This window comes from Roseateles asaccharophilus, from assembly GCF_004362405.1.
Lineage (GTDB): Bacteria > Pseudomonadota > Gammaproteobacteria > Burkholderiales > Burkholderiaceae_C > Kinneretia > Kinneretia asaccharophila.
Genome location: NZ_SNXE01000002.1, coordinates 540,171 through 552,120, shown reverse-complemented (window position 1 = coordinate 552,120; position 11,950 = coordinate 540,171). Strand labels below are relative to the sequence as shown.

Genomic DNA, 11,950 nt, shown 5'->3' with positions numbered 1-11,950 from the left:
CAGCACGGCTTCGATAATGCGGGCGATGACGCAAGCGAGATGGGATCTGTTCTGCCGGGTGATCGACAACTACGGCGATATCGGCGTGTGCTGGCGCCTGGCGCGCCAGCTGGCCGCCAGCGGCACGCCGGTGCGGCTCTGGATCGACGACGCCAGCGCCCTGAGCTGGATGGCGCCTGAGGGCCCGCCGCCGGGGCTGAGCGTGCATCCCTGGGCCGAAGCCGCGCAGGCGAGCGACTGCGGCGCGGTGGTGGTCGAGGCCTTTGGCTGCGAGCTGCCCGAGGCCTTCGTGGCCCTGATGGCCCGCCAGCAAGCCGCACCGGCCTGGATCAATCTCGAATACCTCAGCGCCGAAGACTATGTGGAGCGCAGCCACGGCCTGGCCTCGCCCCAGTTCAGCGGCCCGGGCCAGGGCCTGTCCAAGCATTTCTTCTACCCCGGCTTCAGCGCGCGCACCGGCGGTCTGCTGCGCGAGCCCGGCCTGATGGCGGCGCAGCAGGCCTTCGACGCCCCGGCCTGGCTGGCGCGGCAGGGTGTTGCCCCGCGGCCGGGCGAGCGCCTGGTAAGCCTCTTTGCCTACCCCAATGCGGGCCTGGGCGAGCTGCTGGCCCGCTTGGGCGAGGCGCCCACCCTGCTCCTGGCCTGCCCCGGCGCGGCCCAGGCGGCGCTGGCCGCACCGGACGCGCCCGCCCTGCCCCCAGGTCTGCGCTGGCAGGCCCTGCCCTATCTGAGCCAGGACGACTATGACCGCCTGCTCTGGGCCTGCGATCTCAACTGCGTGCGCGGCGAGGATTCCTTTGTGCGCGCCCAATGGGCCGGCAAGCCCTTTATCTGGCATATCTACCCGCAGGACGACGGCGCGCATGGGCCAAAGCTGGAGGCCTTCATGGACCGCTGGCTGGCGGGCGCAGAACCGGCCCTGGCCGCGCAGTGGCGTGCTCTGTGGCGCGCCTGGAACGGTCTGGCCGACTGGGCGCCAGCCCGTCTGCCGCCGCTGGCGGACGCCCAGCCTCATGCCCGGGCCTGGCGTGCGCATTTGGCAGCCCAAGCCGATCTGCTCACGCAGCTGCGTCGCTTTGTCCAGGGAAACGCCTAGAAAGCGGCTAGAATCAAGGGCTTTGCCGCCCGAGTGATTGAAGATCAGGGACAGGGCGTGCGCCGGGCCTCGGGCCTGCAGAACCAGGTCGGGCCCAGCCCAACCGGGCCTGCGGAACCCAGCAGAGGCCCCCTCATCACTCAATCCCACCAGACTCGGAACCTCTATGAAGATCGCTCAAGAAATCCGCGCCGGCAACGTGATCATGCAGGGCAAGGACCCCATGGTTGTGCTGAAGACCGAATACAGCCGTGGCGGCCGCGGCGCGGCCACCGTGCGCATGAAGATGAAGAACCTGCTGAACGGCGCCGGTTCCGAAGTCGTCTTCAAGGCCGATGACAAGATGGACCAGATCATCCTCGACAAGAAGGAGTGCACCTACTCCTACTTCGCCGACCCGATGTATGTGTTCATGGACACCGAGTACAACCAGTACGAAGTCGAGTCCGAGAACATGGGCGACGCCCTGTCCTACCTGGAAGACGGCATGACCGTGGAAGTGACCTTCTACGACGGCAAGGCCATCTCCGTGGAAATGCCCACCAGCGTGGTGCGCGAGATCGAGACCGAGCCGGCCGTCAAGGGCGACACCTCGGGCAAGGTCATGAAGCCCGCCCGCATCGTCGGCACCGGCTTCGAGATCGCCGTGCCCCTGTTCGTGGAAAACGGCGACAAGATCGAAATCGACACCCGCACCCACGAGTACCGCAAGCGCGTCTAAACCAGGCCCGCTGCAAGCACAAAGGCGCCCTCGGGCGCCTTTTGTTTTTGCGGCTTGCCCGGCCCCAAGGCCTCAGGCGGGCTGGTAGTCGTAGGGCTGCCCCTCGCCCAGCCAGATCTCGTGCTGGGCCGCGCCCGCAGGCATCATGGGGAAGCAGTTTTCCTCGGCCTGCACCACCACGTCCAGGAAGAAGGGGCCGGCGCTGTCCAGGCATTCGGCCAGGGCTGCATCCAGCTCCTCGCGCCGCTCCACGCGCCGCGCCGACCAGCCAAAGGCCCGCGCCAGGGCCACGAAGTCCGGCAGGGCCTCGGTGTAGCTGTGACTCAGGCGGTTGCCATGGATCAGCTGCTGCCACTGGCGCACCATGCCCATGCGCCCGTTGTTGCACAGCACCAGCTTGACCGGGCAGCGGTGCTGCACGGCGGTGGACAGCTCCTGGATATTCATCAGCACCGAGGCATCGCCGCTCACACACACCACCAGGTCCTGCGGATGCGCGATTTGGGCCCCGATGGCGGCCGGCAGGCCATAGCCCATGGTGCCCGCCCCGCCCGAGCTCAGCCAGCGGCCGGGCCGGCGCTGGCGCAGATGCTGGGCCGCCCACATCTGGTGCTGGCCCACGTCGGTGGCCACGACGGCATCGCGGCCGGCCAGGCGCGCATCGAGCCTGCGCATCAGGGCCTGAGGCAGGATGAGGTCGGCACGGTCCTCGAAGTCCAGGCAGCGCTGTGCCCGCCAGTCGGCAATACGCGCCCACCAGGGCGAAAGATCGGGCACCGCACCCAGACCGCGACGCAGTGCCCGCAGGCTGGCGCCGCAGTCGCCCAGCAAGGCCACCTCGGCCCGGCGCACCTTGCCGATGGAGCGCGGATCGATGTCCATATGGATGACTTTGGCACCGGGGCAGAAGCCGTCCAGCCGCCCCGTGACCCGATCATCGAAGCGCGCCCCCACGCAGACCACCAGATCGGCCTCGTGCATGGCCAGATTGGCTTCCAGCGTGCCGTGCATGCCCAGCATGCCCAGGAACTGCTCGTCCTCGGCCGGATAGGCGCCCAGGCCCAGCAGCGTGAGCGTGCAGGGCGCACGACAGGCCCGCACCAGGGCCGTGAACTCGGCACAGGCGGCGGGGCCGGCGTTGATCAAACCGCCGCCGCCATAGAACACCGGACGGCGCGCCTGGGCCAGCAGGGTCAGGGCAGCCGCCACCCGCTCGGCCGGCGGCTCAGCCGGCACCACGGGCGCCGGGCACGGCGCCTGCCAGGGCTCGGCCAGAGGCGCCAGCTGCAGATCCTTGGGAAAGTCCAGCAGCACCGGCCCCGGTCGCCCCTCGCGGCAGCGCCGCAGGGCCTCGACCAACAGCGGCAGCAGTTCGGCGCTGTGGCGCACCTGCGCATTCCATTTGGTGACCGGTCGGGAGATACCCAGGGCATCGCACTCCTGAAAGGCATCGGTGCCGATCGCCGTGGTCGCCACCTGGCCGCTGATGCACAGCACGGGGATGGAGTCGCACAAGGCGTCCAGCAGGCCCGTGGTGGTGTTGCTCATGCCCGGCCCGGAGGTCACAAAGACCACGCCCACGCGGCCCGTAGTGCGCGCATAGCCCTGGGCGGCGTGCACCGCGGCCTGCTCGTGGCGCACCAGCACATGGCGCAGGCGCGGCTCGCCGTGCAGGGCGTCGTAGAGCGGCAGCACCGCACCGCCGGGGTAGCCGAAGACGGTATCCACGCCCAGGGCCAGCAGGCCGGCAATCAGGGCCTCGGCCCCGTTGCGCGGCGCAGGGGCCGGCTCGACTTGCATCAGGGCGGCGGCGGCCGCGGGGCGCTGGAGGGCTTCGACGGAGGCATTCATGCCCTCACTGTGCACTGGATGGCGCAGCAAAGGCTGCCGAAATTTCCGACCCATGACGGAGAATCAGCAAAATCTTCTGACGAAAATAAAATCAGCAGCATGAAACTGGACAAATTCGATATCGCCATCCTGGAGGCCCTGCAGCAGGACGCGCGCATCAGCCTGCAGGCCCTGAGCGAACGCGTGGGCCTGACCAGCTCGCCCTGCTGGACGCGCATCAAGCGCATGGAGGAGGCGGGGGTGATCGAAGGCTATTCGGTGCGGGTGAATGCCGCGCAGATCGGCCTGGCAGACACGGTGATCGTGCAGGTAACTCTGAACGACCATTCGGACGCGGCCCTGTTCGAATTCGGCCAGGCCCTGGAGCAGATCCCCGAGGTGCTGGAGGCCTTTCTGGTCTCGGGCGACTACGACTACTACGTGCGCATCGCCGTGGCCGACACGCGCGACTACGAGCGCCTGCTGCGTGAGCGGCTCTACAAGATTCCCGGCATCCGGCACAGCAAGAGCAGCTTTGTGCTGCGCCAGCTCAAGCAGAGCCAGCTGCCGCTACGCCGTTGAGCCCCGACACGGCGCTTGCGCGCGTAACGCGCCCTGCCCTAGCCTCAGCGCTCGCGGGACGAATGGCCGACCGCCAGGGTCGAAAGCAACAGCTCGCGAAAGCGCTGCGTGGCGGGATAGGCCCGGAACTCCTGCTGCAGCCGAGCTGCTTTCAGGCGACAGGCTTCGGCAGACACTTGTTCCAAGGCCTGGGCCAGACGCCCCGGGCTGCACTCCCCCGCCCGCAGCAGCACACCGGCGCCCTGATCACGCACGCCACGCATGGCCAGCACCTGGTCCAGATTGCTGCAGATCCCCAACACGGGCCGGCCCTGCTCCAAGGCCTGATAGCTGCTCGGGCTGCCGCCATTGCAGATCACCACATCCGCCGCCGCCGCCGCCGCACTGCCCGGCAGATAGCTGCTCACAAACACATCGGGTTCGGCCGCGGGAAGGTCCATACGCCCAGCCGTCGCCACGATGCAGACCCAGCCCTGTGCGCGGCAGGCTGCCACCAAAGCGGGCAAAAGCATCGTGCTGCCCGTGGAGCCCAGATTGATATAAACCCGAGTCCGCTGCTGTTGCGCCGCCACCTTGTCCCACCATGGCGGCAGAGGCAGGCTGGGTGACCAGGTCAGTGGCCCGAGGAAGTGATGAGAGGGCGGCAGAGGATGACAAGGGACCAGACTCGGGGTGTCGGCATACATCACCACATCGCCGCCGCAGTAATAGTCGCCCAAGGAGCCCAGCGGCTGCAGACCAAGCTGCACACGCAGGCGATTGGGCACGCTGAGGTGATGGCGACTTGCTAGCGGCCAACTGAGCCTGAAGAGTGGGTCGAAGAGCTTGTGCCCCAACAGGCGCGCGGGCTGCAGATCCGGGGCCAGATCGGGGGCCCGGCGCGCGTACGGGCTCCAATAGGCATTGCTCAGGCTCATGAGCGGTACGCCCTGGCGAGCCGCCGCGATGGGCAAGGTGAGCCGGAAGTCCGAGACCACGACATCGGGGCGAAGCTCCCGCAGCATGCGCTCGTCGGCCTCGACATAAGCACGGAGCTCGTCGAGGGTATAAACCGGCCGCCCGACGGCCAGCCTCTGCATAAAGGTCTCTGGCGACAGGCTTTGCAAGGCGTAGGGTTTGAGGGACAGACCTTGCGTGGCGATGGCGTACTGACCATTGCTGGCGAAGACCGGCTCGCAGTCACCCAGCAGGCTGCCGGCAAGCAAGGCCGGTCGTGCCACATGGGCCAGGGACACGGCCTCGGCGACGAAGAGGATCTTCTTGGCACTCAAGCTCATGAGCCTGCCTCCGGTATTGTCACAGCCCGCTCTCGCCTGCCTCAGACCCGCAGCGGCGCTGCACGCCCGGGCGCTTCAAGCCCTCACTCAATCCCTCAGAGCGAGGCACGCAGCTTGCTGACCTCCGCGTGGTTGGGGAACTTCAGCCCCAGCCCCGCCAGACGATTCAACTCCGCACGCGCCTCATCCTTGCGCCCCGCTGCCACATAGTACTTGGCCAGATGCAGGCGGTGCTGATGCATGTCGGGGGCCAGCGCAACGGCCGACTTCTGGATATCGATGGCCTTGGCCAACTGTCCCTGGGTGACCAGGACCTCGGCCAAGGTGTCCATGAACGCCGGGCGTCCAGGCGCGAGCTTGTTGGCCTTCTCGGCCAGTTCCAGGGCATCGCGCTGACCCGCCCGGTTGCGCAGCCAGGCCAGATTGTTCAGCGCCAGTGCGCTGTCCGGCTGCAGGCGCGCCACCTCCTGGTAGGCGGTCTCAGCGGCAGCATAGTTCTGGACAGAAAGGGCACGGTCGGCCAGATACAGCAGGAAGCTGGCGTCCTTGGGCTGCTGGGACTTCCATTGCGCCGCGAACTGCTCCGCCTCAGCTGCACGTCCGGCACCGGCCAGCAAGGCATGGAGCTTGACGGCCACCTCGGTCCCCGCCCCCTTGGCGAGTGCGGCCCGGTAAGCCGTGGCTGAGACCGGCACATTCTTCTGCGCCTGCTCCAGGTCCCCTTCCATGACATAGGCCGTGGGGTCCGCGGGCTTGCTCTTTTGCAGGCTCTTGGCGATCTGGCGAGCCTCCGCAAACCGGCCTGACATTAGTTCAAGCCCGAACTGGGCACGCAGTGCGGGCATGTAGTCGGGGCGGATCGCCAGCGCCTTCTTGACACTCTGTGCGGCACCGGCCTTGTCGTCGCTGCGCATCTGGACCTCGGCCAGGCGCAGATAGGGCACGGGCGAATCGGACTGCAGGGCCACCAGGCGCTTGTAGGTGCTCATGGCCTGGTTCAAGTCACCGCTACCCAGGAGCACCTGACCCAGCGCATCAAGCACCTCGGTGCTCGTGGGCAGGGCAATGCTGGCCTCACGGGCATAGTTCTGTGCCACCTTGGGGTCACCACGCTGCATCTCAAGGCGTATCAGAGCCAGACGAAGAGATGGCTCCGTCGGATGATCCTTGATGCCGCGCTTGAGCTGCTCCACCAGCTCATCCTTGCTCGCGCCCGTGCTGGACTTCAGGGCCACGAGACCCAGCCGAGCCTGGAGGTTCTTGGGATCCTTTTCCAGCAGCTTGGCAAATCGGGCTTCGGCCTCCTGCGGCTTGTTGTCCTGCAAGTCCATGGCGGCCAGTCCTGCCACGGCCGGATAGAACTGGGCATCTATGGCTTGAGCAGCCACAAAGTTGCGCCGGGCGGCTTCGCGGTCGCCACGCATCAGCTCAATGCGGGCGCGCAGATTCGGTGTCGCCGCCTTGCCGGGCTGCTTGCGCTCCACGGTGTCGACGACCTTCAGCGCAGAGGCGTAATCCTTGACCTTGAGGTAGTTGCTGATCAGGGCCAGATCCGCGCTGACCCCCGTATCGCTGGCCGAAATAGCCCGCAAGTCCTCCAGCCCCTGCTCGCCCGAGCCGCGAGCCATCTGGGTCAGGGCCAAGGCGGTGCGGCTTCGACCATCGAGCGGGTCGCGCTTGGCCGCCTGTGCAAAGAAGGACTCCGCCTTGGAGAGTTCGCCCAGATGAAGCAGGGACTCCGCCATCAAGGCATAGGCCTGAGCCGGCGTTTCCTCGGCATCCAGCAGCGGCTGAAGCACGGCCTGGACCTTGCTGAATTCACCGCTGCGAAGATGGACCTGGGCCAGCATCAGCCGAGGTCCACGCTGGCCAGGCGCATGCTTGAGCGACTGCTGCAGATGCGTGGCGGCCAGTTCCAGCCGACCGCGCCTGAACTCCACAGCCCCCGCGAGATACAGGGCGCGCGCGTCCTCGGGCATGGCACGCAAGGCTTGCTCCGCATGCTCGTGGGCTCGTTCAAGCTCGCCCTGCTCCAAGGCCAGCAAGCCGGTATAGAAGGCCGTCAGCGGGTGGCGTGGTGCCGCTTCCCGCAGGCGCTCCAACTCGGCCTTTGCCGCCGGCAGATCCTTGCGCTCCACCAGGGTCGTAATCAGGATGCCGCGCACACCCAGATCGCTGGGCTTGAGCTTCAGGGCCTGCTGATAGGCGGCCCAAGCGGCATCGCGAGTCTGCGGATCCAGCATCAGCAGATCGGCCTTGAGCCGCCAGGCATCGGCGAGCTTGGGCGAGGCAAGAACGGCCTGCTCAACCAGCTTCAAGGCGGCGGCCGGATCGCGAGCCTGCACCGCAAGGCGCGCCTGCAGGAGCAGGGCCTCGGCCATGCCGGGGCGCAGCTCCAACGCCGTCTTGGCCGCGGAGGCTGCCGGCTCTGGCTTGCCTGTGGCGGCATAGGCCGTGCCCAAGCTGACCTGCAAGGATGCCTGGGCCGAGGGATCGCTCAGGCGCGTGCTGGCCAGGCGGGCAATCAGCTTTTCATACTCACGCTGCCCGAGCAGTGCCTCGGCCAGCAGCGGCAGCACCTGCTCATCCTTGGCACCCAGCTCCTTGGCCTTCTCCAGCTCCAGCGCACCCGCCACATGTTCGCCGGACTGGACCATGAGCTTGCCCAGCAGCAGGCGCGCCTCGGCCAGCGAGGGCTGCTTCTGCAGGGCATTCTTGAGCTCGATCACTGCCGATTTGCTGTCCTGCTTCTCGATATGCGACTTGGCGTCAGCCAGCATCTCGTCAGCAGACTTGCCGCCGCAGCCTGCCAGCAAAACGGCTGCACCCAGCCCCCAGGCCAGCGGCTGGCGCCATAGCTTTTTGCGGTTCACGTTCAATGTGCTCCCTGACTGCTGGTCTTGATCTGCAGTCGGTTGATCAGGTCATAAAGGGTGGGACGGCTCACGCCCAGCATCTCGGCAGCTCTGACGATATTGCCATCCGCACGCGCCAGGGCCAGCAGCACGGCTTGCCGCTCGGCACGCTCACGCACCGTACGCAGGTCCAGGATGGCCTCATCGCCCTCCTGTGCTGCAGCCGCCGCATGCAGCCCCAAGTCCTCGGCGGCCAGGCGATCGCCATCGGCCATGATGGCCGCGCGCTTGATCAGGTTCTGCAGCTCACGCACATTGCCGGGCCAGGCATGAGCTTCGATCAGTCGTATGGCCTCTTCACTCAGGCTGAGCTGCGGGCGGCGCTGCTCGGTGGCATAGCGTTTGAGAAAGGCGTGCGCCAGCAGCACCGGGTCACCCTGACGCTCGCGCAGCGGCGGAATCTCCACCACGATCTCCGCCAAGCGGTAATAGAGATCCTCACGGAAACGACCTTGCGCGATCAGCTGCTTGAGGTCCTGGTGCGTGGCACCGACCACACGCACATCGATGGGTATTTCCTGCCGCCCCCCCACACGCTCTATGGTGCGCTCCTGCAGAAAGCGCAGCAGCTTGGCCTGCAGGGGTTGAGGCAGATCACCGATCTCATCCAGCATCAAGGTGCCACCATGGGCCGTCTCGATCTTGCCGACGGTGGTCTTGCTGGCCCCGGTGAAAGCGCCCTTCTCGTAGCCAAAGAGCTCGCTCTCCAAGAGGCTCTCAGGAATCGCCGCGCAGTTGATGGCCACGAAGCGGCCCTTGCGCCGGGAAGCGTCATGCAGCCCCTGAGCCAGCACCTCCTTGCCGGTACCACTCTCGCCCAGCAGCAGCACCGTCGCATTGCTCGGCGCCACTTTCTCGATCGTGCGGCAGATCTTGAGCATGCGCTCATCCCGCGTCACCAGCCCACCCAGCACATCCGGGTGGCTCATGGCCTGCAGGCGTCGATTCTCCTGCTGCAACTCATAGAGCCTGAAGGCGCGTTCGACCGTTAAGGCGAGTACATCCGGATCCACCGGCTTGGCCAGGAAGTCGTAGGCGCCCATGCGTATCGCCCGCAGGGCATTGGACTGATCGTTCTGGCCCGTCAGCACGATGACCTTCACGCCGGGGTCCAGTTCGAGCAGCTTTTCCAGCAGCTTGAAGCCCTCGGTCACGGAGTCCTGGTCGGGCGGCAGACCCAGGTCCATGGTGACGACCGCCGGTGCATGCCTGCGGAACTGCAACACGGCCGAGGTGGCATCGTCGGCCAGCACGGACTCAAAGCCGTCCAGCGACCACTTGATCTGCTTTTGCAGCGCGAGATCGTCCTCGACGATCAACAAAGGTTGGGTTCGCGGTGTTGTCATTTGGCGCTGAGCATACCCAGATCCGACTGCTTTGACGCGCGCAAAAGCGGCAGAGATATCGTGATGCGTGTGCCATGCCCGACTTGGCTGTCCACGGTGATCTTGCCGCCCAGTTCCTGGAGGTACTGGAAGCTCTCGTACGCGCCAATCCCCATGCCACTGGTCTTGGTCGTTTGGAAGGGACGGAACAGGCGAGTCCTTATGAAGTCCTCGGACATGCCGCAGCCCGTGTCGCTCACCTCGATGCGCGCATTGCTGCCCTCAACGTCCAGGACCAGCCGCACCTCACCATCCTCCGGCGTTGCGTCAAAAGCGTTCTGCACGACGTGGCCGATCACCCGCTCCACCCGCTGCTCATGTCCGCGGGTGCTGGCACCGGCGCGCACTTCCAGGTGCAACTCACGTCCCTTGCGGAGGGCGGCAGCCGCCAAGCGCTCGACAATGGGCTGGAGCTCAACGCCCGAGCCGCCCCCATGCGGCGCCTCTCCCTCGCGCAGCTGCAGCATCAGCTGACGCATTTTCTCCAGCGAGTTCTCCACGGTGGCCAGCATGTCCTCCTGGAATTCGGGGTTGTCGCGCAGACGCTTCGCGTTCTTCATCATCAGCGAGAGCTGGGTCACGATGTTCTTGAGGTCGTGAACCACAAAGGCCGACATGCGATTGAAGGCCTCGAATTTGCGTGCATCCAGCAAGGCCTCGGTGGCCTGCATCTGGGCCAGATAGCTGGAGGCTTGGCTGCTGGCGGTGCGGAGCAAGTCCCGCACCTCCCAGTCCAGATCCATGCGCGTGCGCGGATGCCCCAGCTGCACAAAGCCCGTGAGCTCAGTCCCCACCACCAGGGGCACCAACAGCCAGCATGCGCTGTCGGCCAATGCCCAGTTCGGCAAGCTCAGGCCCTCGTAGCGCTGGGGCGCTTGGCGGTACTCGTCCAGATCAACAATCCAGGCCCGCTCGCGAAGAAACCGCAGCAGCGAGGAGTCAGCGGTCTCGACCTCGGTCTGAACAGGCCGATTCCAGACGGCCACCTGCCGGTATTCGCCATCGCCGGCCTGACGCAGCCACAGCCCCCCGCTGGGACTCTCGACCAGGTTGGCGATACCACGGATGACCGACACCCCAAGCGCCTGGGGTGAGCTCTGCGACGAGAGCATGGCCGTGAAACGCAGCCACTCCTCGCGGTAGTCATAGCGGTAGCTGAAGAAGTGCTTGTTGATGTAGACGCGCAGCTTGGCCCGCATGGCGCCCGACATGGCTACGGTGGCAAAGCCCACCAGTGCGACGAAGATCACGGCAATCTGCATGGCCCGGCCCCAGCCACCGCCGGTGTACCGGACGTAGTAGCCCACCGCCGAGATCAGCATCAAATAGGCGCCCGCGATGAGCAAAGTCGCGGAATGGAAGGCCGCCACACGCGATACATGCAGCTTGGACAGCCAGTCCCCATGCCTGAGCATCGCCATGAACAAAAGAGGCACGGCCAGGGTGTGCACCAAGGGTCGAACCTTGAAGACATCCCCATCGATCTGCTGGAACAAGGCTGCCTGCGAATAGGCATACAGATCGAAAACGAAGACGGCACCCAGGGCCAAACCCACCGGCTTGACGCCCCAGCGGGAATCTCCCTGACTGCTCCGCAGCAACTGCTCCAGCAGGACGAGGCCCATCAGTGCCTGACCCAGCCCCAGATAGGCAAGGGGACGATCCCAGCTGGAATAAGGCTCGGCACCATACTCACGCAGCCAGACCGAGATCAGGGTCGCCGCACACAGCAAGGCCGCACTGCCCGACAAGCAGCGCAAGGCCTGCGACCAAGCCGCCCCGCCCGACGCTCGCATCAGCGAGATCAGAAAGACGAACCAGAAGCCATAACGCAAGCCGTCCAGCAAGGCCGGCAGAAACGCGGGAGCCAATTCCGCGCCATTGCGCGCAACCCAGGCTCCCAGCACCGCCCAAGCGGCGCTGAACCCCAGGGCCAGCCCAAAAATCCAGTCAAGCCCAGTCGCAGCCTGGCGCCGCTTGGGCAATCGGATCAGATGAAACAGCAGCGCCGCGCCATAAGCCAGACCCGCAAGGCCGAAGAACAATGCAGAGAGATCCAGCGCGCCCTCCATCAGAGCCGATGCTCCATGAGACGTTCAGGCCTGCGCTCCCCAAAACGCCCGGAAAGCAGGCCCATACAGGCC

Annotated in this window: 8 protein-coding genes; 3 read left to right on the top strand and 5 right to left on the bottom strand. The window is 66.2% G+C overall.

From position 1 onward, the window contains the following. Window positions 1-16: 16 nt before the first annotated feature. Together earP and efp are read left to right on the top strand one after the other, a co-directional pair. Window positions 17-1,096 (top strand): elongation factor P maturation arginine rhamnosyltransferase EarP, encoded by a 1,080-nt coding sequence (gene earP / locus DFR39_RS07305; RefSeq protein ID WP_133602871.1) that lies wholly within the window; start codon window positions 17-19, stop codon window positions 1,094-1,096. 166 nt (window positions 1,097-1,262) lie between these two features. Next, the gene (gene efp / locus DFR39_RS07300; protein ID WP_133602870.1) at window positions 1,263-1,817 is read left to right on the top strand and encodes an elongation factor P; all 555 of its coding nucleotides are present in this window, start codon (window positions 1,263-1,265) and stop codon (window positions 1,815-1,817) included. A gap of 72 nt (window positions 1,818-1,889) precedes the next feature. Here the strand turns inward: efp and ilvB are convergent, their stop codons facing one another. Next, complete coding sequence (gene ilvB / locus DFR39_RS07295) at window positions 1,890-3,668, bottom strand: biosynthetic-type acetolactate synthase large subunit (protein ID WP_133602869.1); 1,779 nt, start codon at window positions 3,666-3,668, stop codon at window positions 1,890-1,892. Window positions 3,669-3,767: 99 nt separating this feature from the next. On the opposite strand from ilvB, the gene DFR39_RS07290 reads away from it, so the two are divergent. After that, window positions 3,768-4,229, top strand: a complete 462-nt coding sequence (locus DFR39_RS07290; protein ID WP_133602868.1) for an Lrp/AsnC family transcriptional regulator — start codon at window positions 3,768-3,770, stop codon at window positions 4,227-4,229. A gap of 44 nt (window positions 4,230-4,273) precedes the next feature. Here DFR39_RS07290 and DFR39_RS07285 read toward each other — a convergent pair whose 3' ends face one another. From DFR39_RS07285 to prsK, 4 genes are all read right to left on the bottom strand, one after another. Beyond that, entirely contained in the window at window positions 4,274-5,506 is a 1,233-nt protein-coding gene (locus tag DFR39_RS07285) for a glycosyltransferase (RefSeq protein ID WP_133602867.1), read from the bottom strand. Window positions 5,507-5,601: 95 nt separating this feature from the next. After that, window positions 5,602-8,379 (bottom strand): XrtA/PEP-CTERM system TPR-repeat protein PrsT, encoded by a 2,778-nt coding sequence (prsT, locus tag DFR39_RS07280; RefSeq protein WP_133602866.1) that lies wholly within the window; start codon window positions 8,377-8,379, stop codon window positions 5,602-5,604. 2 nt (window positions 8,380-8,381) lie between these two features. Further along, entirely contained in the window at window positions 8,382-9,767 is a 1,386-nt protein-coding gene (gene prsR, locus DFR39_RS07275; RefSeq protein WP_133602865.1) for a PEP-CTERM-box response regulator transcription factor, read from the bottom strand. Beyond that, entirely contained in the window at window positions 9,764-11,878 is a 2,115-nt protein-coding gene (gene prsK, locus DFR39_RS07270; RefSeq protein ID WP_133602864.1) for an XrtA/PEP-CTERM system histidine kinase PrsK, read from the bottom strand. The genes prsR and prsK overlap by 4 nt, the downstream gene beginning before the upstream one ends. Window positions 11,879-11,950 lie beyond the last annotated feature (72 nt).